This window comes from Glycomyces sp. TRM65418 (assembly GCF_019710475.1).
In the GTDB taxonomy this organism is placed as follows: Bacteria; Actinomycetota; Actinomycetes; order Mycobacteriales; family Micromonosporaceae; genus Glycomyces.
Genome location: NZ_JAJFAX010000001.1, coordinates 318,590 through 340,043 on the forward strand (window position 1 = coordinate 318,590; position 21,454 = coordinate 340,043).

Annotated in this window: 22 protein-coding genes and 2 pseudogenes; 8 read left to right on the plus strand and 16 right to left on the minus strand. The window is 66.4% G+C overall.

Going from position 1 to position 21,454, the window contains the following annotated elements; translation table 11 throughout:
* Positions 1 to 30: 30 nt before the first annotated feature.
* Positions 31 to 794, plus strand: a pseudogene (locus K3N28_RS01375) (transposase).
* A gap of 87 nt (positions 795 to 881) precedes the next feature.
* On the opposite strand, the gene K3N28_RS01380 reads toward K3N28_RS01375, so the two are convergent.
* Both K3N28_RS01380 and K3N28_RS01385 read right to left on the minus strand, forming a co-directional pair.
* The gene (locus K3N28_RS01380; RefSeq protein WP_228090681.1) at positions 882 to 1,529 is read right to left on the minus strand and encodes a response regulator transcription factor; all 648 of its coding nucleotides are present in this window, start codon (positions 1,527 to 1,529) and stop codon (positions 882 to 884) included.
* A complete protein-coding gene (locus tag K3N28_RS01385; RefSeq protein WP_228090682.1) occupies positions 1,526 to 2,677 on the minus strand; it encodes a sensor histidine kinase in 1,152 nt (383 codons plus the stop codon). Before K3N28_RS01385 ends, K3N28_RS01380 begins: the two co-directional genes overlap by 4 nt.
* A 161-nt stretch (positions 2,678 to 2,838) precedes the next feature.
* On the opposite strand from K3N28_RS01385, the gene K3N28_RS01390 reads away from it, so the two are divergent.
* Complete coding sequence (locus tag K3N28_RS01390; protein ID WP_228090683.1) at positions 2,839 to 3,363, plus strand: DUF6326 family protein; 525 nt, start codon at positions 2,839 to 2,841, stop codon at positions 3,361 to 3,363.
* 292 nt (positions 3,364 to 3,655) lie between these two features.
* Here the strand turns inward: K3N28_RS01390 and K3N28_RS01395 are convergent, their stop codons facing one another.
* Together K3N28_RS01395 and K3N28_RS01400 are read right to left on the minus strand one after the other, a co-directional pair.
* Positions 3,656 to 3,826, minus strand: a complete 171-nt coding sequence (locus K3N28_RS01395) for a hypothetical protein (protein ID WP_228090684.1) — start codon at positions 3,824 to 3,826, stop codon at positions 3,656 to 3,658.
* Between the two features lie 202 nt (positions 3,827 to 4,028).
* Positions 4,029 to 4,490: a tyrosine-type recombinase/integrase gene (locus K3N28_RS01400; protein WP_228090685.1), complete on the minus strand. Its 462-nt coding sequence runs from the start codon at positions 4,488 to 4,490 to the stop codon at positions 4,029 to 4,031.
* Positions 4,491 to 4,722: 232 nt separating this feature from the next.
* Between K3N28_RS01400 and K3N28_RS01405 the strand changes: the two genes are divergently transcribed.
* The 3 genes from K3N28_RS01405 (at position 4,723) to K3N28_RS01415 (ending at position 6,535) form a co-directional block, all read left to right on the plus strand.
* Entirely contained in the window at positions 4,723 to 5,058 is a 336-nt protein-coding gene (locus K3N28_RS01405; RefSeq protein ID WP_228090686.1) for a hypothetical protein, read from the plus strand.
* A gap of 41 nt (positions 5,059 to 5,099) precedes the next feature.
* Positions 5,100 to 5,867 carry a transposase gene (locus tag K3N28_RS01410; RefSeq protein WP_228091376.1) on the plus strand — a complete coding sequence of 256 codons (768 nt, stop codon included), beginning with the start codon at positions 5,100 to 5,102 and terminating at the stop codon, positions 5,865 to 5,867.
* A gap of 326 nt (positions 5,868 to 6,193) precedes the next feature.
* On the plus strand, positions 6,194 to 6,535 hold the full coding sequence (locus K3N28_RS01415) for a hypothetical protein (RefSeq protein ID WP_228090687.1): 342 nt from the start codon (positions 6,194 to 6,196) through the stop codon (positions 6,533 to 6,535).
* 162 nt (positions 6,536 to 6,697) lie between these two features.
* Here K3N28_RS01415 and K3N28_RS01420 read toward each other — a convergent pair whose 3' ends face one another.
* Complete coding sequence (locus tag K3N28_RS01420) at positions 6,698 to 7,039, minus strand: transposase family protein (protein ID WP_228090688.1); 342 nt, start codon at positions 7,037 to 7,039, stop codon at positions 6,698 to 6,700.
* A 125-nt stretch (positions 7,040 to 7,164) separates the two neighbouring features.
* On the minus strand, positions 7,165 to 7,641 hold the full coding sequence (locus tag K3N28_RS01425; protein WP_228090689.1) for an SUKH-3 domain-containing protein: 477 nt from the start codon (positions 7,639 to 7,641) through the stop codon (positions 7,165 to 7,167).
* A 347-nt stretch (positions 7,642 to 7,988) separates the two neighbouring features.
* On the opposite strand from K3N28_RS01425, the gene K3N28_RS01430 reads away from it, so the two are divergent.
* Positions 7,989 to 8,762: a transposase family protein gene (locus K3N28_RS01430; RefSeq protein WP_228090690.1), complete on the plus strand. Its 774-nt coding sequence runs from the start codon at positions 7,989 to 7,991 to the stop codon at positions 8,760 to 8,762.
* 60 nt (positions 8,763 to 8,822) lie between these two features.
* On the opposite strand, the gene K3N28_RS01435 is transcribed toward K3N28_RS01430, so the two are convergent.
* The 3 genes from K3N28_RS01435 to K3N28_RS01445 all read right to left on the minus strand — a co-directional run bounded on the left by K3N28_RS01435 (position 8,823) and on the right by K3N28_RS01445 (position 10,831).
* Positions 8,823 to 9,308 carry an Imm21 family immunity protein gene (locus tag K3N28_RS01435; protein ID WP_228091377.1) on the minus strand — a complete coding sequence of 162 codons (486 nt, stop codon included), beginning with the start codon at positions 9,306 to 9,308 and terminating at the stop codon, positions 8,823 to 8,825.
* Positions 9,244 to 10,125: a transposase gene (locus tag K3N28_RS01440; RefSeq protein ID WP_228090691.1), complete on the minus strand. Its 882-nt coding sequence runs from the start codon at positions 10,123 to 10,125 to the stop codon at positions 9,244 to 9,246. Before K3N28_RS01440 ends, K3N28_RS01435 begins: the two co-directional genes overlap by 65 nt.
* 142 nt (positions 10,126 to 10,267) lie before the next feature.
* Positions 10,268 to 10,831 carry a GNAT family N-acetyltransferase gene (locus K3N28_RS01445; RefSeq protein ID WP_228090692.1) on the minus strand — a complete coding sequence of 188 codons (564 nt, stop codon included), beginning with the start codon at positions 10,829 to 10,831 and terminating at the stop codon, positions 10,268 to 10,270.
* Positions 10,832 to 10,962: 131 nt separating this feature from the next.
* Here K3N28_RS01445 and K3N28_RS01450 point away from each other — a divergent pair, with 131 nt between their 5' ends.
* Together K3N28_RS01450 and K3N28_RS01455 are read left to right on the plus strand one after the other, a co-directional pair.
* Entirely contained in the window at positions 10,963 to 11,349 is a 387-nt protein-coding gene (locus tag K3N28_RS01450; protein WP_228090693.1) for a hypothetical protein, read from the plus strand.
* A 206-nt stretch (positions 11,350 to 11,555) separates the two neighbouring features.
* Positions 11,556 to 12,038: a hypothetical protein gene (locus K3N28_RS01455; RefSeq protein WP_228090694.1), complete on the plus strand. Its 483-nt coding sequence runs from the start codon at positions 11,556 to 11,558 to the stop codon at positions 12,036 to 12,038.
* Between the two features lie 306 nt (positions 12,039 to 12,344).
* Here K3N28_RS01455 and K3N28_RS01460 read toward each other — a convergent pair whose 3' ends face one another.
* From K3N28_RS01460 to K3N28_RS01495, 7 genes and pseudogenes are all read right to left on the minus strand, one after another.
* Positions 12,345 to 12,791 carry a DUF6221 family protein gene (locus K3N28_RS01460; RefSeq protein ID WP_228090695.1) on the minus strand — a complete coding sequence of 149 codons (447 nt, stop codon included), beginning with the start codon at positions 12,789 to 12,791 and terminating at the stop codon, positions 12,345 to 12,347.
* 1,076 nt (positions 12,792 to 13,867) lie between these two features.
* A complete protein-coding gene (locus K3N28_RS01465; RefSeq protein WP_228090696.1) occupies positions 13,868 to 14,551 on the minus strand; it encodes a hypothetical protein in 684 nt (227 codons plus the stop codon).
* A gap of 55 nt (positions 14,552 to 14,606) precedes the next feature.
* Complete coding sequence (locus K3N28_RS01470) at positions 14,607 to 15,482, minus strand: carbohydrate ABC transporter permease (RefSeq protein ID WP_374209663.1); 876 nt, start codon at positions 15,480 to 15,482, stop codon at positions 14,607 to 14,609.
* A 47-nt stretch (positions 15,483 to 15,529) separates the two neighbouring features.
* A complete protein-coding gene (locus tag K3N28_RS01475; protein WP_228090698.1) occupies positions 15,530 to 16,558 on the minus strand; it encodes a sugar ABC transporter permease in 1,029 nt (342 codons plus the stop codon).
* A 47-nt stretch (positions 16,559 to 16,605) separates the two neighbouring features.
* Entirely contained in the window at positions 16,606 to 18,228 is a 1,623-nt protein-coding gene (locus tag K3N28_RS01480) for an extracellular solute-binding protein (protein ID WP_228090699.1), read from the minus strand.
* A gap of 652 nt (positions 18,229 to 18,880) precedes the next feature.
* Positions 18,881 to 20,490, minus strand: a pseudogene (locus K3N28_RS23450) (family 43 glycosylhydrolase).
* A gap of 14 nt (positions 20,491 to 20,504) precedes the next feature.
* Positions 20,505 to 21,410, minus strand: a complete 906-nt coding sequence (locus K3N28_RS01495) for an alpha/beta hydrolase (RefSeq protein ID WP_228090701.1) — start codon at positions 21,408 to 21,410, stop codon at positions 20,505 to 20,507.
* Positions 21,411 to 21,454 lie beyond the last annotated feature (44 nt).

A 21,454-nucleotide genomic window follows, 5' to 3' on the forward strand; every position in this document is an offset into this window, starting at 1 on the left:
AGTTGCGGCGCAACGGTTTAGGATGTCCGCGTGGGTGTGGTGACCGCTGCCGAGGAGCGCTGGATCGAACCGTTCTCGGGGCTGCGGCCCCGGGTGTTCGCCCGGCTGGTGCGCCAGCTCGAACGCGAGGGCCCGACGCGGCGCGTCGGGGCCGCCCCTGGAGCCTGCCGCTGACCGACCGGGTGCTGCTGGTGGCCGCCTACTGGCGCACCAACCTCACCCTTCGCCAGCTCGCGCCCCTGTTCGGGATCTCGAAGTCCGCTTCCGACCGCATCATCGACGACCTGGGCCCCAAGCTCGCGCTGCGGCCGCGTAAGCGGTTCGCGCCGGGCACCGTGCTCATCGTTGACGGCACCCTGGTGCCCACGCGGGACCGGTCGGTCAGCGCGCCGAGCAAGAACTACCGCTACTCGACCAATCACCAGGTCGTCATCGACGCCGACACGCAGCTGGTGGTCACCGTGGGCACGCCGCTGCCGGGGAACCGCAACGACTGCAAGGCGTTCGCCGGATCCGGGGCCGAGCACGCCTGCCGCAATCATGATGTGATCGGTGATGGCGGCCACACCGCCATCAGCGCGATCATTCCCCACCGCCATCAGCCCGGGCAGGCGCTGCCAGCTTGGAAGGAGGAGTACAACGCCTCCCACCGGCACGTCCGCGTCCGCGTCGAGCACACTTTCGCACGGATGAAAACCTGGAAGATCCTACGGGACTGCCGCCTGCGAGGCGACGGGGTCGCGATCGCGATGAGCGGTATCGCCCGTCTTCACAACCTTGCCCGCACCGCCTGATCCCCAGCGAGTCACCGCGGACGCCAGCGCGATCGAATCCCCAGGACCAATAACGGGACAACCTTTAGCGGCGGAGCCTTTGCGGCGTCAGATGCGGCCGGTCTCGTGGGCCCACATGGCGACTTCGACGCGGTTTCGGGCGCCGAGCTTTCGCATGAGGCTGGCGAGATGGGCTTTGACGGTGCTTGGGGTGATATGGAGCTCGCTGGCGATCTCATTGTTAGTGCGGCCTTGCGCTACAGGCACGAGGACTTCCTCCTCGCGGGCGGTGAGCGGTTCTATCGGCTGCCTGGGTGGTGAGGTCTGCGCATGGGCGAACGCTGCGAGCAGTCGGACAGTCACGCTGGGTGCGATCAGTGCGTTTCCGGCGGCGGCGGCGTGGATGGCCTGGGTCAGCAGGGCGGGTCCGGCGTCCTTGAGCAGGAACCCGCGGGCGCCGGCTTTGAGCGCTCCGTGGACATTCTCGTCAAGGTCGAAGGTGGTGATGACCACGATCGGCAGGGGGTCGGTGACGTCGGGGCCTGCGAGTCGTCGGGTGGCTTCGATGCCGTCCATCAGCGGCATTCGGATGTCGAACAGGCCGACGTCGGGGCGCAATTGGAGCGCCAGGCGGACTGCCTCGCGCCCGTCCGCGGCCGCGCCGATCACTTCGATGTCGGGCTGGGCATCGAGCAGCATCGTCAGCCCGGTGCGCACGATGGGCTGATCGTCGGCGATGAGGACCCTGATGCTCATCGTGGCGTCCCGGTTCGGGGCAGGACCGCCTCTACCCGCCAGCCCCGCTCGGCGGCGGGACCTGCGTGGAAGGTGCCGCCGAGCAGTGAGACGCGTTCGCGCATGCCCACCAGGCCGTAGCCTGCTGGGGCGCGGCCGCCAGCGGCGGAGCCGTCGTCGTCGATGGTCAGCCGTACCTGGTCGGCGTCACCGGTGACGGCGACGGTGACCTGGGTCGCGTGGCGGGCGTGCCGTCGAGCGTTGGTGATGGACTCCTGGGCCAGGCGGTAGATCGCGGCCCCGACCGCCGGGCTGAGGTCGTCGAACTCGCCGAATAGCGTCACCTCGACGCAGGGACCCGTCTGGCCATCGGTGGCGAGCTGCTCGACTTCGGCCACGCCGGGCTGCGGCGCGAAGCCGGTGTCCTGTGAGGCGCGGAGCACGCCGACGATGGCGCGCAGCTCGCCGAGGGTGCGGGTCGCTGCGTCCTCGATGACGGCCAGGGCCTCGATGGCCCCCTCGGGGTGGGAGGCCGCGATGGCACGTCCTGCTTGGGCCTGGATGGTGATGCCCGAGACGTGGTGGGCAACGGTGTCGTGGAGTTCGCGAGCGAGCTGTTCGCGTTCGCGGGCCTTGGCTTGGTCGATGTCGCGGATGCGGATCTTCGCGCGATAGCGGATCGCGGCGCCGAGCGCGGCGGCGAACAGGAAGAACGCATATCCTGCGGCCGCCTCCACCGGGGTGGCGGGGTCGGCGCCGTGGGTGGTGAGGATGGCCAGCCAGAGCAGGATGACGCCGAGGCCGCTTGCGGCTTCCCGTCCGGAACCCCAGCGGAACAGGGCGTAGGCCAGGATCAGCACCGCGAGGGTGCTGTTCAGCATGGTGCCTTGCGTCCCGGTGAGGATTCTGACGAGGTCGACGATCGTCAACGTGCCGCAGGAGACCGCAACCGCGACGAGCGGGTGCGTGCGTCGCCACAGCAGGGGGCCGAGGACCGCGAGCACCGCGAGTAGCTGCAGCGGGCGTGGCGCCAAGTCCTGGCGAAGCACCACTTCCACCACCGACCAGCAGATCAGTACTGCGACCAAGACCCAGTCCCGCGGGCCCCGGCCCGGGGCATTCGTGGGTCGAGGTTCGGCCCACAGCGAGCGGAGTGCGTTGGTGGCCATCTGATCAGCCTAGGCGGCCCGCGTGCTCGGTGTATCCGCCGAAAGTACAAGAGCTCAGCTGTGCCAGTGGCCAGGTCGAACCAGGCTCCGCGGCTGATGTGCCCGCCGCCGGCATCTGTGAAGGTGGAAGCACCCAACCAATCAAGCCAGGGAGCATTGTGATGAGAACGCCTCAATCCCACACCGCACCAGAGAATCCGCCGTCCCAGAACACGCTGGAAGATCTGCGCATGCCCGTGCAGGCCAAGCTCGCAGCAGCATGGACCAGCTTCATGTTCCTCTACATCTACGTCGACTACCTCGCCCTGTACAAGCCCGGCTTCCTCGACGACCTCCTGGCCGGCACCGTCCACGAGTTCGACACCGGCCCAACCTTCGTCGCCGTCGCGCTCACGCTCATGGCCATCCCGATCCTCATGATCCTGCTCTCCGCGACACTGCCAGCCCGTGTCAACCGCACCATCAACCTCGTCGTAGCAACGCTCTACATCCCCGTCTCGATGTTCAACGCGGCAGGGGAGGCTTGGACCTACTCCTACTTCTACGGCCTCTCCATCGGACTCGAGGTGCTGCTCCTGGCCTTCATCCTGCGCTCCGCCTGGACCTGGCCACGCCGCGCCGCATCACCGGCGACCCTGGCAGCCAGCCTCGACAGCGAGCCACTCCGCAGGCCGCAGCAGGCGTGACTGCCCCGCAGTTCAGCCCAGATCGGGCATGGCATGCCCCAGAATGTCCGGCCGGTAGCCGAAGACGCAGTCACCTGGGCAGCCGTCAAGACTCACGGCAAAGATGTCGTGATCGAGCTGGCCGCGAGGCTCATTACCGAACACAAGGCAAGAGCCAGAATCGGGTAACCGGGATGAGGACAGCCTCACCCCGCAGTCGCAGCCGACCCAGCTACGAGCAACCTCTCGACATAGCCCGCCCAGGCATCGCAGGGTGCCTGGGGCGACAACTGCGATTCCCTGGACCCTCGACTCAGCTACTGCTGGCCTTCAGCAGGCGATAGATCGTCTTGCGGCTGACCCCGGACTCCTCAACAAGCCGCAGCCGTGGCACCCCGGCCCGGGCAGCGACTAGCAGCCGCTCCAGCTCATCGACATCGAGGCGGTCGCGAACCGCTCGCGGCTTGCCGTTGCGGGGAGCCATCGCGAGTTGGAACAACTGAGGCACCGGTTCGGGTCGCTCATCGGCCGAGATGGCATCGATGAGATCCCTGAGGGCGGGTGAGCGAGGCTCTGACCTGCAGTGGAGAGTTGTAGTAAGAGCCAGTAAGGTCCACCAGCAAAAAGCCCCGGCCAGATGAGCCGGGGCTTTCGCGTAGGAGCCAAAAAGGGAGCCAATCGGCCTCTCAGCTGGGCTCCTGCAAGGTCTCACCGAACACCCCATCCAGCAGATCGGCGCCCTTGGTGATGACCGGTCGAAGCTGGTGTCGATAGACCGTCCGCGTGGTCGAGGTCTTCTTATGGCCGACGAGATCGGCGATCAGCTCTTCGGCCGCGCCCTGGTCGGACATCCACGATACGAAGGTATGCCGCAGCTCCCGCGGTGTCCAGCTCCCTTCGACCTCCGCGTCCTCGACGATGGTCTGGAAGTAGCGCCGCACGTTGCCCGCATCCTTGACCGTGTCGTTCCGCGTGCCGAAGACGTACACGATGCGCTCATGCCCATGACCGTTCCTCTCGCGGGATTCCGCCTGCTTGGTCCTGTATCCGGCGAGGATCTCGACCACGTAACCGGGCAGGGCGATCGTGCGGCGACTCTTCTCGTTCTTCGTCTCGCCCTTCTTGCGGACCGAGCGCCAGACCTCCACGTGCGCCGGAAGCGTCTCCCGATGCCAGCGCCCGCACGAGCACTCCTCCCCGCTACCGGGTTCAGGTGCGTGTGCTCCCACTTCAACGGCCGCGCCTCCTCGGTCCGGACGCCGGTGAACATCGACAGCGCCACGTAGGCGTAGATCCAGGGTTCCCGGCTAAAGGCTGTCCCGGAAGTTGGTGAGTCGATTCTCCGGTGACGTGACCCGATGGATGTGAGAACCTGCGGGAATGCTGATTCGGGAGCACAAGGGTGTCCAGTACGCCATCGAGGTCGGTTACCTCGGTGATGAGGAGGCATGGATGCTGGAGCTGAGTGAGGCGCGGCATGCCCCCGAGTCCTGGAGCGAGAGCTTCAAGACGGTTCCCTGGTTGCCAGGTGAGGCGTTCCTGATGGCATTGGTTCCTGACGAAGACCTTGATCGGGAGCCGAGTCTCCACCTGTTCGGTCCCAACGGTAAGGAGCTTCCCCACGCGGTCATGCTGTGGTTCATGGAGGTCGTTGCTGAAGAGGTCGCCCGCTGTCGTGCCAACCTTGAACAGGCTCGGCCGTCCGACCCTGCTTGAGAGCAACGCAATGCCGTTGGGGCGCATGGGATCATACTCGTGTGGCAGGTGTGATCAGCGCGGCGGAAGAGACCATGATCGAGCTGTCCAGCGGGCTGTCCGCCCGGCAAGTCGCCAAGCTCATCCGGCAGCTGCGTGCCGAAGGCGCCGACCCGGCGCTCAAGGGCCGCCCTTGGAAGCTCGGTTTCGAGGACCGGGTGCTGGTCGCGACCTATTGGCGCACCAACCTCACGATGCGGCAGATCGCGGTCCTGTTCGGCACTTCGAAGTCCGCCACCGACCGGATCATCGACGACCTTGCCCCGAAGCTCGCGCTTCGGCCGCGGAAGCGATATGCGCCCGAGACCGTGCTCATCGTCGACGGCACCCTGGTCCCGACCAGGGACCACCAGGTCGCGGCGCCATCGAAGAACTACCGGTACTCGACCAACCACCAGGTGGTCATCCACGCCGACACCCAGCTCGTGGTCGCGGTCGGGACGACGCTGCCGGGCAACCGCAACGATTGCAAGGCCTTCGGTGAGTCCGGAGTCGACCACGCCACTCGCACCGCGACCGTGATCGCCGACGGCGGCTATCCCGGCACGCGCGCGGTGATCCCGCACCGTCGCAAGCATAAGGACGAGCCGCTGGTCGAGTGGAAAGAAGAGCACAACGCCTGCCACCGGCGAGTGCGCGCCCGCATCGAGCACACCTTCGCGGCGATGAAGCACTGGAAGACCATGCGTGATTGCCGCCTACGAGGGACCGGCGTTGCCGAGGCCGTGTCCGGCATCGCCCGTCTCCACAACCTCACCCTCGCCAGCTAAAACACCGGCCGGACACCACGCCCACACCCAAAATCAACTTCCGGGACAGCCCTTAGTGCCGGAGGTGGTGGTGGCTTGACAGTGCGGTTTCCGACCGTTACCGTTCGGTGCTCGCTCAGCCCGCCCGGTTGAGCACGCAGCCTTCACAACTGAAAGCGCCCGCCGTGAACCCTTCCACGTCCTCGCCGTCAGGTGAATCAACCCCGCCTGCCCACTCCATATCCCCATCGCCCCAACACGACCAGCCACAACCGCGGCCTCCGCGTACTCTCGTACGCCAGGGGCTGCGCAACCTGTGGGTCTGGATACTCATCGAGTTCGCGATCGTGCCGCTGCCGTTGAGTATCCTGGGGCTCTGGCCCGTCAACGGGGAGATCGACCAGTTCGTCGCGGGCGTGATGCTCTATCTCGCCGTAGTGGGATTCGGCTTCGGGCTCGCTATTGTTGTCCTCCCGTGCGCGATCGCGTCCGCAGGGCGATTCAAACGCAACCCGCCGCCGAGGATGCATTTCGTCCCCTACCTGGCGACGGGGGTTTGCGCCTTCGCCTTCATGCCGATGACCGGCATCCTGTGGGGACTGGTCGTGATTCCGCAGGCTGTCGTCACGCCGGTGCTTCACTTCCTGATGGCGCGGCATTACAAGCGGTCCACCTGGCGCGAGGGTTGAGCAGCGCCATGTACCGTCAGCGGCCACTCGCGGGGGCCGACGGAGCGCGCGGGCCGTGGCGAACTTCGATGATTCCGGCCTGGTAGACGTCGCGGACATCCTCCGTTGAACTCGTTTCGACCCGGAGAACGATGCTGCGGGCATCAGGGCTCCTGGAGTGCGTCACTTGCTGGCGTGGATGAGGGTGCCGTCGATGATCACGTAGCCGCGGCCGGAGCGCTTGGCTCGCCGCAGCCCGGCTCGTAGTCGTGGTGCATGCGCCGCGAGCAGGTCGATCACTTCGTTGAGATACCGCGCGGCAGTGGCCCTCGAGATCCCGAATGCGGGAGCCAACTGCTCATAGGAGTGGCCCTGATGCAGGTAAGCCACGGCCAGCAACGCTTGCTGACCTGGATCGATAGCCCGCCACCGTGACCGGATAGTGCGACGATGCGCCCGGATGAGCCGGGCGGTGAAGTTCAAGGTCCGAGTCGACAACGGCAGCGCGGCCTGGAACAACAACATTCGGAAGCCCCTGGGAGGCAACGTGTTTGGTGACTGTTGTTGTACCAGGAGCTTTGCTGCACAACGGAACCCACTCACGATGAGAGAGGCTCTGTGCCACTGGATGATCGTCTCGAGCAAAGATGCTATTCCGGAGGCCAGGGTTTAACACCAGGATCAACCACTGCGAGGCACTTTAGCGGCCGATCCCCTAGGACGGAGAATGCAATTGCATCCTCGATAGATTCACCCAGTTTCCAGACCCATGAGAATCCGGTCGCCACAACAAGACCATCCTCACGAATAAGTACGCTCGAATGGCTCATCCACTCACCCATCGGGCACCAGTCTCCGCCGAGTGCCTTTTCGAGCTCATCTTGGAATCCAACCCCGGTCAGTGTGGGATCGAGCTCCAAGGGCTCATCATTTGAATAGTTTGGCCCTTCCTTGAACAAGGGATCTATTGAAAGGCCGCCGAACTCCTTCAATGCGGCGCATCCAGATGGATGCATTATGTAACCCTGCCCCTGGAATTCTTCTACCCAGGTTGATATATCTACGGCTCGTCCCGGCGCCCAGCCCGAACTCTCAAGGCGTGAGGCAACCCTAGTCGAGAATCTCATTACGCAACCCTACCCCGCCCTTCCACGAATGGTTGCGCTCCAAGCGGATCGAAGCGATCATCCTGCAACGCCGCCGTAAGAAGATATGGCCTGGGCAAGGTCCGCTGTGTCGTTGAACAGGCCATCGCGCACTTCCACCAGTTCAAACGCCGCGCGGTCCGCTGGGCACCTCCTCCTGCATGAGGACTTCACCAAACTGGCCGCCGCACTGAGCTTGTTTCAACGTGCCTGAGGTCTGTTGCGGTGCAACAGATGTCGTGAGGACATGGCAGGTCCTGGACCGAGACAGCAGGAGAGCCCCTGGTAGAACAGCAGGTGCTGAAATCCGTTGTCTACCAGGAGCTCTCGTGCTTTTCTACCCTGCCGCGCTACCCCTGTCCACCTCGACCCTCAACCGCGTGGCCGGCCTCATCCGCACCCACCGCAAGACCATCGGCTCCCGCTGGCGAGTCCTCGACCCCGGCACCCAGGCACTGCTCACCCTCGCCTACCTGCGTAAAGGCGAAGCACTACGGATCCTCGCCGCCGGGTTCGGCATCTCGGCCGCGACCGCATGGCGACGCACCCGCGAGACCATCCTCCTGCTCGCCGCCCGCGCCCCGGGGATCCGAGACGCCCTGCAGCATGCGAAGTGCTCCGGTGCGGCCTTCGTGATCCTCGACGGCACCCTGGTCCACATCGACCGCAACCAGATCGACCAGCCCTTCTACTCCGGCAAACACCAGCGGCACGGGATGAATCTCCAGGCCATCGCCGATGCGCGAGGGAACCTGCTGTGGGTCTCCGGGGCGATCCGCGGCTCGATCCACGACACCGCTGCCGCCCGGACCTGGCAGATCCCCAGGCTCCTGCACGAGCACGGCCTGTTCGCCCTGGGCGACAAGGGCTACGACGGACTCGACCGAGACCTGGTGGTCACGCCGTTCAAGGGGAAGGGCAAGCCGGAGTGGCAGAAGGAGTACAACCGCCTCCACACCCGGCTCCGCGGCCCCGGCGAACGAATGTTCTCCCAGCTCAAGAAATGGTCGATCTTCGCCCAGCTCCGCTGCGACCCCGCCTGGACCACCCACATCGCCAAAGCCCTCCAGGTCCTCAACGACTACGAGCGCTCAGCAGGTTGAAACAAGCTCACTCATCTGCTGGAGACGCCTCAAGCGTGCCGTTTGAACCGAGCCTGCTTCTCATCTTTGCGGGAGCAACCGGTGCACGATGGCGACAGCTGATCCTTCGGTGTTCGTGAGCCGGGCGGTGTCCACCTTGCAGGGGCCGGGTGGCCAGTCGATGCGCACGAAATCGCCCTCGATGCACCCGTCAGGCCCGTAGTCAGCGACCGAATAGGCGGCGTCGATCGTCACCAGCCCTCCGGGCGGAACGTGCCAATCCATCACACCAAGCCATCGCGCATGCGGCAGTTGGTCGTCGACCATGGCGAGCAGTTGGTGTTCGGTATCAGCGCACCACCATCGGACGATGCAACGATGCTCGGCCAGATAGGCGGATGCAAGCGGCTCGTCGCCGAGGACGAGCGCGTGGGCTTCATCGGTGATGGGGCCGAACGCAACGAGCCCGTGATAGTCGTCAACAGCGCATGCTCGGCCGTAGTCACCCCAGGTTGTCGGGTCGTCCCCGGATCCGAGATCGGCTCCACCCCAGGAACTTGCGCGCAGAAGATCGCGAAGCTGGTGAACGCGAGCGGGAAGGGAGTCCCGGTGGTGGAAGAGCTTCCTCATGGCGACCTTTGGAACCACTCAGGACCCCAATGAGAAACACCTGAATCCAGCCCACGCAGAATCCCCACTTCCGTGGCTTGGGTGGGGATCGTCGTGGGCGAGACGTTGTGGCAGTCGCGGTGCGGGTCAGGCGGTGCGGGCGAGATTGTGGAGACTGGCGATACCGCTCATCGCGATCGCGCCGCCTTCGCCGCGCAGGCGGCAGTCTCGCAAGATCTTCCAGGTCTTCATCCGCGCGAAAGCGTGCTCGACCCGTGCCCTGACCTCCCGGTGCGAGGCATTGTGCTCGGCTTTCCAGGCCGGTAGGTCGGCGACGGTGCGGGATGATCGCGCTGGTGGCGATGTAGCCGCCATCGCCGATCACGTTGTGATTGCGGCAGGCGTGCTCGGCACCGGAATCGGCGAACGCGATGCAGTCGTTGCGGTTGCCCGGAAGCGGCGCGCCCACGGTGACCACCAGTGGCGTATCGGCGTCGATGACGACTTGGTGGTTGGTCGAGTACCTGTAGTTCTTGCTCGGCGCGGCGATCGACCGGTCCCGGGTGGGCACCAGGGTGCCGTCGACGATGAGGACGGTGCCGGGCGCGAACCGCTTGCGCAGCCGCAACGCCACCTTCGGTCCCAGGTCGTCGATGATGCGGTCGGCGGCGGACTTCGAGACACCGAACAGGGGCGCGAGCTGGCGCAGGGTTAGATTGGTCCGCCAGTAGGCGGCCAGGCACAGGCGCCAGGGCCGGCCCCGGCGCGGCGGCACCTTCGCGCTCCAACTGCCGCACCAGCCAGGCGAACACCCTGGGTCGCAGCCCCGAGAACGGCTCGATCCAGCACTCCTCGGCAGCCGTCACCACGCCCACCAGGACATCCTAAACCGTTGGGACACAAGTAGAAACGGTCCATCATTGAGTCGGGCGGATGGCCGCGTACAGCAGCATGTCCCGGCGGACCTCGCCGATGATTTGATGGCTTCGCAAGAGTCCTTCGCGGGCGTAGCCAGCGCGCTCGGCAGTTCGTATCGAACCGGTATTCCAAGGCTCGATGTACAGCTCCATCCGGAACAGTCCGGGCACCGTCCATCCGAAGGCGGTGAGCGCGGTGAGGGCGTCGGCGGCGAATCCGCGCCCGCGGACGGAAGGCGCGATCGAGTACCCGGCCGACGCCCGACCGGCCTCGAGTTCTCTGAGCCAGAGCCCGCATTGACCGACCGCCGTATCGTTGCTGGCTTCAGCGATCACGAAGGAGAAGCCGGCGCCTTCGTGGTAGCGTCCCATCTGCCGACGTATCCATGCCAGGGCCTCCTCGTCATTGGCATGCCGCGGCAGCGTGCCGATCGTGGGAACGTAGGCATCGGTAGCGAGCTCCCGGGCCATGGCGATGTCGTCCTCACGCGGTCGGCGGAGCACGACACCGCCGTGCGCAGGCGGCGTGGATGGCCAAGGCGGGAGCGGCGAGGTCGACACCATGGCCTCATTATCCATGCAAACGCGCTCGCCGACCGTCGCGCAATATCGCCCAGCCGCAACCCCGGAGTCCTCACGTTCTACGGACGCGACGGTGCCATGTCGCGTCTCAAACGGCCGGGTAGGTTGCAGCGGTGAAGCAATTCTGGAGAACCTTCATGTTGTGGTCCGCCCTGAATGCCGGAATCACAGCAGTGCCGCTGGTGGCACTCCCGCTCCTTGCGACCGGCGGGCCCGATCTTGTCCTGATGCGGCTTATGGCAGCCATCGCCGGACTGGGGGTCGGGTTGGGCGTTGCGCTCGTGGTCCTCCCTACCGCGCTGCTGACGACGAAGCGGTTCGCGCATCACTCCAAAAACTGGATCTTCATCCCTTATGCCGCAATGATTCCGTACATGGTCGCGATCATGGCGGCCACCGGCATGTTCTTCATGCCCCCGTTGGTGCTGCAGCTCGTCGTCGCTGTGACCCTGCACCTTCTGATCGCGCAACGCCTTCGAAAGGCACCCCGGCTCTCATGAACGCCGGCCAGACCGCGCAATACGAGCCATCCTCCGCGCATCGGGCCGTCGGACACTCGGATCCCTTTCCGGGAGGGAAACCTCCCAGCCGAGGGCCGCATCCAAACCGGGACCGGCACAGTAGCGGCGCGCGCCACGGATCTACGCTTCCGACATACTCAGCCCGGAGGGGCTTCGCCCTTCCGATGCCTCAACAGGGTGGATCAATGACGGCTCTCTCGCTCCAGTGGAACATGGGGAATGCAGGCTCCGCCGACCTTGTCTTCCAGCATGCGGCGGAGAGCGTCGAAGTGCACACAACGTACATAGGTGACGGTCTCGGCTCCATTGTGCAGGCCGCCGTCGACCTTCACAGAGGTTCACGATCGGCGTTCGCCTATCTACCCGCAGAACCCTCCGGGACCTGCCTGTTCTTTGGAGGAGCACGCACCGATGTGTATGTTCAGATAGTGCAGTTCGCTGACATGGAGTCCTTGTCCGCTCGGTGGAGCGGGGGCGAGCTTCGGTGGCATGGACGGGTCGACGTCAGGGAGTATGTCCGCAACGTGAAGCACATGGCTGACGACGTGTTGCTTCAGTGCGGAGGCGTCGAGTCGTACGCGAGGGCCTGGGGCGGGATTTCCTTCCCGATCGAGGAACTGGAATCACTTCGGCAAGGACCTTCGACCGGACCCGGCTCCGCCCGTTGATGGGCTGGTCAACCTGCGGGTTCATGGGCTGCGCCTGATAAACGCGCACCCCGGACTCTCGCCGAAAGGACCGCGGCGGCCCTGCTGGAGGCCAGGATCACGGTCGAGGCGGCCTCGCCCGATTATGCATAATCAAAACATCGCGCATAGAGAGGAGGGACTTTAATTGACGAGACATGCTTGGAGGCCGAACGTCGGACATCCCGCGTAGAGTGCAGGCATTTTTATCTTCTGAGCAGGGCATGACGTCAGAGCCAGTCTCCGACGGGTGGCCGGTTGATTCGCGTCCATGGAGTTGCCCTCGCATCACCGGTCGGGTACAGGTCGAGCCTCGTCAGGCGCCCATTCGGGTCGGTAGTCGCGGTGATCGGCCCAGGGAGCGGCGAGGTCGCGGAGCTCGCGGCAGCGGGCGATGTCGGCAACTTCGGACTCGAGGTCGCCGTCGAAGTTCAACCATTCACCACATCCGCAGCAGGCCCAGACGCCGTTCTCAGGACGGTCGGCCGGGCGGTGCCGCGCAAGGATGCGGCGCCCGGCGGCGACTTCGCGGAGCGCCCTCGCCGGGGAGTGAAAGACAATGTGGTCGGCTGGTCCGGGCGCTGTCGTGTCGTCGTCGGCGACTAGGACGAGGCGGCCCGCGCCGTCTTCGATGCGGCCACCGCGGCCGCGGTGCCAGGGGGCAGCGCCAGCCGCGCGCGCGGTGGCTTCGTCCTCAACAAGGCGGACGTAGATGAAGTTGCGGAGGTCGTTCATGCTGGCTGAGGGGTTCCTTCTCGGTAGTGGCGGCGGTCGCGCCGTTCGCGATGGCGGTGTCGAGCAGCGTTAGAGGAGAGGTGCTGCATGCCGCGAGCGTAGTGCTACCGAAGGCGCGGGGGCCGGACCCTCAGCAGCTCCTACGGTCCGCAGCGGCCCGGGACTTCCTTTACCGCCCCCGTGCCAGGGTCTTCCGGTTCGGGTTCTGGGGCGAGGCCCTGGGCTCTCAGCTGCTTTGCTTTCGCGATCCGGATGAGGACTCCGGCGATGCGGTGGGCGTCGATAGTCTCGCGCCGCTCGCCATACACGCTGATCCGGCGCTCATATCCTGACATCGCCCGACCATAACGCCGGAGCCCTCGCCTCCCTTGGAAGCGATCGTGCCGTGTCGCGACTCAGCCGGCCAGGAGCCGGTGGATGCTGCGCCGACTGATTCCGAACTCGGCCGCCAGCGCCTTCCTGCAGGCCCCCGCACGAGCCGCAGTCAGCAGACGCTCGAACTCCTCAGGCGCGAGCCGGTCCCGGATCGCCCGAGGTTGACCATTGCGGGAGGCAGCCGCCAGCTCGGAAACTTCCGGTGCCGACTGGTGCCGTCCTGGGGTCGCGGCGGCCGAAATGACGTCTCGTACGCGCGCCAACAGGCGCGTGACCTGCGGTGATGAGTTGTAGTAAGCGGCGCTAAGGTCCACCACCCGGCCCCCTCATGGGGCCCATGTGATCGCCTGTGACCGGCTCTCGGTCACAGGCGTCACGTTTACTGGTCCTCGTCTGCTACCCATACCGCGCCGACGGCGGGTTCGATTACCTCTGCATCCGCACCTCCCACGTGCGCTCCTTCGCGGGGCACATGTGTCCGTGTGTGACCAGCTGTAGGACTGTGATCGTCCATTAGGGTCTATGTTCGAGCCGGTGTCTCCCCGACCATCGCGTGCAGGTAGCCGATGCGCTGCTCGACGCGCGCGGACGACTTCTCGACCGGCCAGGCGGGATTCCCAAAGTGGACCGGGGCGGTTCTGGCCCCGGCGAGTGGTCGGCCGCTTCGCCCGGGACCGGGCCCGGCGGCCGACCCCTCGCCGTCAGTTCCGCACCGTGAATCGATCGGTGATGTCCGTGACGACCGGTCTCGCGACGAGCCACAACGACACCGAGAACGCCCCTCCCAGCAGGAGCAGCAGCGCCTCGGAGCCCAGGACCACCGTGGCGATCACCACGACGAACAGGGCGAGCAAGCCGAGAGACGACTTCCATGAGAGGAAGAACTCCGCCGCCGCCACGCGGAGGACGTCCCGGAAGCGGAACGAGAAGAACGAGGTCACCACGAGCAGGTGACCCGACCACACGGCGAGCGCCACCAGGAGTACGGCGCAGACCGGTCGCAGGACCGCTCCCCCGGCGACCCCTTCGGCGAAGAGCAGGTTCACGGCCAGCACCGTCGTCAGCGCGAGCACCGGGACCCACCAGGCGATCGTGTCCCGCAGGTTGAGCCGCAACCCGCGAAGCAGCAGTCGCGCCGGGCTCAGGTCCGGTTCCCTCGCCCAGGCCCGCTGCGCGTACAGCGCCGCCGAGAGCGCGGGAGCGGCCGGCAGGAGCGCGGCCGTGAAGAGCACGACGTTCGAGGGCTCGGGCGCCAACAGGGTCCAGAACAGCAGGGTCGGCAGCCCGGCGACCGCGAGGAACACTCCGAGGACGAGGTACCGGTAGACCGCGGCGGTCAGCCGGGAGAGCGCCCCCGGGCCGATCTCGTCGGCGTGCGTCGTCATCGTGATGCTCCCGCCGCCCTGCGCGTTTCGGCCGCGCGCCTCTCCGCGTCGCGTCTCATCCCTTCACCGAGCCCAGCATGATCCCCGATACGAAATAGCGCTGCACGAAGGGATAGACGCACAGGATGGGGATGACGGTGAGGATCATCGTCACCGCCTGGATGTTGGTCGACACCAGCGCGGTCGTCGTCCCCGCGGCCGCCGCCCCTTCGGAAGCCGAGGTGGAGGCCCCCGCGATGAGGTTCCTCAGGAACAGGGTGACGGGGAAGAGCTCGGTCTTGTCGAGGTAGAGGAACGCGGCGAACCAGTCGTTCCAGAAGGCGACCGAGTAGAAGAGCACCATCGTGGCGACGACCGCCTTCGACAGCGGCAGCACGATCCGCCCGAAGATGCCGTACCAGCCGAGCCCGTCGATCTGCGCGGCCTCCTCGAGGTCCTTCGGCAGGCTCTCGAAGAACGACTTCATGACGAGGAGGTTGAACACGGAGATCGCCCCGGGCAGCACGATCGCCCACATGGTGTTCTTCATGCCCAGCGAGGAGATGAGCACGTAGTTGGGCACGAGGCCGCCGTTGAAGAACATCGTGAACACGGCGATGCCGATGAGCGCCTTCCGTCCTTTCAGGTGCTTCTTCGACAGCACGTACGCGTAGGTCGTGGTGAGGACCATGGCGATCAGGGTCCCGACCACGGTGTACAGCACGGAGTTGCCGTAGTTGCGCCAGAACATCTCGTTCGACATCACCGCGCCGTAGGTGTCGGTGTTGAAGCCGACGGGCCAGAAGCTGACCTGGCCCGCGTTGATCGCGCCCGGCGAGCTGAACGACTGGGCGAGGACCGTGATGAACGGGTACAGCATGACCAGGCACAGGAGGACGAGGAAGGTCGCGTTGACGACGCCGAAGACGCGCGTCCCGGTGGACTCCTTCATCGGTCGTGGGCGGGTCGCCGGCCTCGTCGTGTTCTTCGCAATGTCGGTCACCACAGGCTCGTCCCCACCATCCGCCGCGAGATCAGGTTCGCGGAAAGCACCATCACGAGGCCGATCACCGCCTGGAACAGGCCGATCGCCGCCGCATAACTGAGATTGTTCGACACGAGGCCGACCCGGTAGAGATACGTCGAGATGACGTCGGCCGTCTCGTACGTCAGCGGGTTGTACAACAGCAGCACCTTCTCGAAGCCGACGTTGAGGAACGTCCCGATGTTGAGGACCAGGAGCGTCATCATCGTGGGTCGGATGCCGGGCAGCGTGACGTGCCACGTCTGCCGCAGCCGGCCGGCCCCGTCGATCCTCGCGGCCTCGTACAGGGAGTCGTCGACCGTGGTGAGCGCCGCCAGATAGAGGATCGTCCCCCAGCCGACGGTCTGCCACACTTCGGAGCCGACGTAAACGGCGCGGAACCACTCGGGCCGCTGGAGGAACGGGATGGCCTCGCCGCCGAACGCCCCGATGATCTGGTTGACCGTCCCCTGCAGGGACAGGAGCTGCATGAGCATGCCGACGACGATGACGATCGAGAGGAAGTGCGGCAGATAGGAGATCGACTGCACGATCTTCTTGAAGTGCTTCTTGCGCACCTCGTTCAGCAGGAGCGCGAGCGCGATCGGGAGCGGGAAGCAGACCAGGAGGGTCAGTCCGCCGAGGATCGCGGTGTTCGCGAACACGTGCCAGAACGTGGGGTCGTTGATGAACATCTCGATGTATCGGACGCCGACCCACTCGTCGCCGAACATGCTGCCGCCGGGGCGGAACCTTCGGAACGCGATGACGTTGCCGACCATGGGGCCGTACTTGAAGACCGCGAAGAAGATCAGGGGAACCAGGGCGAGGCTGTACAGCTGCCAGTCGCGCCGGAACGCCTCCCGCCAGGTCTGCTTCCGCTTGCGGGGCCGAGGGGTCGGTTTCGCGGCGGAAGTCGGTGTCAGGGGCCTGTCGGGTGCGGCCGCGCCGGTCGCGCCCCGGCCCGAGGACCGCGGGGACTGCTCGTCTTGTGTGAGGGGCATCGGTGCTCCCTCCCGTCCGCGTCGGGGCGGCCGCCCCGACAGGCGGATCAGGAGTTCTCCTCCTCGAAGCGGTCGCGGGCGGTGTTGATGAGGTCGACGTACTGCTGGAGGCCCTGGGCTTCGAGCTCGGCCACGTAGTCGTCCCATTCGGCGATGTCGCGCTCGCCCATGATGAACCGCAGCGTGTTCGTGTCGACGGTGTCCTTGATCGGCGTGGCGAGGAGCGAGGCCTGCTCGAGTTCCATCTCGTCGAGGGGCGCGGGCGGGTTCGGGTCGCGCGGGGTCCGTGTGGCGAGTACGGAGTCGATGTACTCGACGAACGTGGGGGTGTTGTAGGACTCCTTGAGCGCGCGCGATTCCGTCGAGTCGGCGAACACCGAGTTCGACCAGCCGAGGTCGCTCTGGATGTCCGTCGGCGCGCCCGGGTTGATGTTGTAGGCGTTGAGGGAGTACTCCGGCTTGAGCGTGATCGTGCCGTCGGCGTCCTTCATGTACGTCTCGTCGAGGATGCCCCAGCGGAGCAGTTCGCGGGCTTCGGGGTTGTAGTAGAGCCAGTCGAGGAACTGCAGCGTGGCGAGGAAGTGCTCGGACTCCGCGACCTCGGAGTTCAGCATGAACCCGTTCCAGAAGTTGCGCGGTTCGACCACCTGGCCGGCCGGGCCTCCCGGCGGGGCGATCTGGAGGACCTCGTAGTTGCCGGCGCCCACGGTGGCGTCCAGCGCCTGCGCGAACTCGATCGCCGTGCCGCTCGATCCGGATGCGGCGAAGACCAGCTCGTTGGCGAACTTCTCCGCCACGCTGCCGCCGCCGCTGCCGTCGTTCGCGGCCGTGAGCGATTCGGTGTCGAGGAGGCCGTCGGCCACGAGGCCGCGGAAGTACTCGACCATCTGCTTGTATCCCTCGGACACGGCGGTGTACTGGAGCTTGCCGGAGCCGTCGTCCATCATGCCGTCGCCGAAGCCCCAGCCGGCCTGGGCGCCGAACGCGTGCGCGGCGTAGTTCAGCAGCGACGCCGCCTCGAACCCGTCGGCGAGGGGCTTGGAGTCGGGGTACTCCGCCTTGATCTCGACGAGGGCTTCGCGCATCTCGTCCCAGGTCTGGGGGACGCCTCCGGCGACGGACTCGAAGACGTCCTTGCGGATGACGAGCGTGAAGACGGGGACCGACACCTCTTGGAGGCCGGGGAGCATGTAGTACTTGCCGTCGGCCTGCTTGAGGTTGTCGATCATCTCTCCGAGGTCCCACTCCTCCACGTACTTGCGGAAGTGCGGCATGTGCTCGACGTAGTCGCTGATCGGGAGGATCGCGCCCGAGGAGACGAAGGAGTCCTCGTCGCCGGTGTAGATGAGCGGGATGACCGTGGGGGCGTCACCGGCGCTGATGAGCAGGCTTCTCTTCTCGACCGCGTCGCTGAAGGGGATGGTCGTGACTTCCATCTTCACGTTCGTGCGCTTCTCGATCTCGTCGAAGAACTGCCACGAGTCGGTGATCGGGAGGTCGGGCCACTCCGTCCACAGGACCGACAGGGTGAACGCCTCAGTCGCCGTGAACTGCGAGTCGGCTGCGAAGTCGTCCATCGCTCCCTTGGATTGCCGATCGAGGTCCACATCGCCGCCGTCGTCGTCGCTGCACGCCGCGAGCGCGAGTGCGCTGGAGGCTGCGATCGACATACCGATGACACCGCGACGAGTCGCTCTTATAGGAGTGCGCCCGAATACGTCTGACATGTCTCTCCTCGAGATCGTCGTTGTTCCGCTTGACCGTCCGCTGTGATGCGCACGGTCACACATGGAGTGCTCGAAAGTTTCGAAGAATTATTCGATAATTTCCAGAGCTTAGTTATCGCGAGCATTGATGTCAATGAGTCTTTTGGTGCGACGCCATCGGCACGCTGGGTGATGAAGTGGATTCGCCCCTCGACGTAGGGAGGTCGGCGATGCCGGACGATGCAGCGGGGCCATCGGCGAGGCGGCAGCACTTTTCGCAGGCACCGTCCGGCAACTCGCGCCACCCGGGGCGGTGTCGGCGAGGACGCGTTCGGCGCCGACTCGTCACCCCGGGCACTTCCCGGTTCTCAGCGCGTACCGTCGCTGAGAACCTTAAGACCAACGGTCACTGTCCGAAACTTTCGTAGCTTCATGACCCGAGACGCCCCGCGAGCGGTCCTGCAGGACCGCTCGCGGCGGGGTGGATCTGCGGGCGCCGCCTCGCCGAGGGCGTTCACCACTGCGGCGCCGCGGACGGTGATGCTCTGGAGTGCGACCTGGCATGTGGACGGATCCGCGACCGCGCTCGGGTGGATTAATAGTCCATGAGGGAATGTCAAGAAGTGCTGACCGTGAAGCGGCGCACGGTGACGGCGCCGCCGAGTGCCGCGGTGGCGTAGTTGAAGACGGCGAACCGGTAGCCCATGAAGAACGTCCAGTTGCTGTTGAGGGTGAACGCGGGACCGAGCGGCACGAAACTCGCGCCGTCCTCGCTGTAGGAGAAGACGGCCTGACGTCCGGGGCCGGGCCGGATGTCGGCGGCGACCCGCGGCCAGACCCGGTCGCCGCACAGCTCGGCGCTCGCGCGTTCGGCGCCCCTGCCGGTGGTGTTCCAGTCGGCGTCCATGGTGAGGCCGTCGGTCATGGAGATCCGTGTGACGCCGTTGTCGCGGCGCAGGCCGATCCAGGCCGAGGCGTCGCGGAGCACCGCCAGGCCCGCGCGGTCGCCGTTCGCCATCGCGGACGGGTCGAGTTCGATCGTGGCCGTGGACGAGGGCCCTTGGATGCGGTGGGTGAGCGTGTTGCGGGCCTGGTAGAGGTCGTTCGTGACCGTAGCGGTCTGGAGGCGGAGGCCGTTCCCGGTGGACCACTCGGCGTTGTCCGGGTTGTGGTTCCATTCCCACTTGGCGCGAGGGTCGCGGCGGTGAACTCGTCCGTCCCGATGAGGGACGGCACCGGGTGCGGGGTGAGGTTCGGGAACGGGTAGGTGCTCCCCCATGCGCCGTTCACCGTGGTGACCTGCGGCCAGCCGTCCGGGGTCCAGGTGATCGGGGCCAGCGCGGGCATCCGGCCCCCGGGATAGGCGTCGACGAAGGCCATGTAGTACCAGGCCCCGCCTGTGGTCGAGACGAGGCCGCCCTGGTGCGGCACGCCGCCGCCCGGGACGGGGCCGGGCATGTCGAGCAGAACTTGCCTGAGTGCGTAAGGGCCCCAAGGGGAGGGGGCTTTGAGGACGTACTGGCCGTTGGCGGGCCGGGTGAGGAAGATGTAGTAGCTGCCGTTGATCTTGTAGAACCGGGCTCCTTCGAGGGCGCCGATGCTCGACGGGGTGGTGAAGACCTGCTGGTCGCGCACCTCGGTCCTGCCGTCGGCCGAGAGCTGCGCGACGGAGATCCGCGTGTTGCCGTAGGCGACGTAGACGGTGTTGTCGGTGTCGACGAGCATCCCCGCGTCGTAGTAGGCGCGGGGCAGCTCGGCGTGGCGGGTCCACGGGCCGGCGGCGTTCGCGGCGGTGTAGAGGTAGGACCGGGCGAAGTCGATCTGGCCGAGCCAGTAGAAGCGGTTCTCGGCGGCGCGGTGCGCGATCGTGGAGGCCCAGATGCCCCGCACGTAGCCGCGTCCGCCGTTCAGATCGTACTTGGCGCCGAAGTCGAGTCTGGGTACCGAGTGGCCGATGAACTCCCAGTTCACGAGGTCTCGCGAGTGCAGGACCGGGGCGCCGGGGGAATAGTGCATCGTGGATGCGGTCATGTAGAAGTCCGCGCCGACGCGGATGACCTCGACGTCGGCGAAGTCCTGCCAGACGACCGGGTTCGCATAGGTCGACTGCTGGGCCGCGGCTTCGGCGAACGGTCGGAGGGCGGTCGCGGCGGCGGCACCGGCGAGCACGCCGGCCCCGCCGATCAGCATCCGCCTGCGGCTCCGGGGCATTCCGAGCCAGGACATGGCGGCTCCCTTCGTTAGAGGTCGGCTTCCCAGACGATGCCGCCGCCGGAGGCGTCCGAGGCGAGCCGGTCGCGGGCGGCGGTGTCGCCGTAGAGGGCCCAGCGCATCCAGTCGAGGCTGGTCTTGACGGTCTGGTCGTAGGTGGGGCCGTTCCAGATGAACTCGTCGTGGCCCTGTCCGGTGTGGGTCATGAACGCCTTGGCCGGCGGGAGTTCGGCGTAGGCCTGCCGGGCGAGCGAGTACTGGCAGATGGGGTCCTGGTCGCCGTGGACGAACAGGGTCTTCGCGTTCACCGCTCCGGTCGGGTCGCCCATGTCGACGCACGCGTAAGGGATCGCGGCGGTGACGCGGGAGTCGGGCCAAGCGGTGAGCAGGCCGTGGGTGGTCATGCCGCCCAGGGAGTGTCCGGCCGCGCCGACGCCGAGAGTCGTGTCCATGCGGCCTTCGAAGGGGTCGCATGAGCCGGGCTCGCCGAGGGCGAGCGTGCGGGTGATGACCTCGGAGACGTCTTTGGACTGGTTGCCGTTGTAGACGTCGCCGACGTTCCCTTCCGCGCCCGTCGTGGTCGTGGGGAACACCGGAGCGGCGACGATGAAGCCCGCGGCGGCCAGGGGCCGGATGCAGACGCCGTAGCTCTCGGGGTTGCCGCCGAGGCCGTGACTCCACTCCACGACGGGGAACCGCCCGTCCGCGACGGGGGCGTCGCCGACGGGGTCGCCGCCCGGGGCGCCGGAGGCGGCGGGATAGAAGATCCGCGTGACGAGGGTGCGGCCGGCGCGGCTCCAGGTGAACTGGCGGACGCCGAGCGGGAACGTCCGGGTCGGCGCGGTCCGGGCCAGAGCGGGCGCCGCGGGACCGATGAGGGCGCCCGCACTCGCCGCGGTGGCGAGGCTGAGAACGGTGCGTCGTGTCATGGACATGGAAGCTCCTTGCTTAGGGCGGGACCGGACCGGGCGGTCGCGGA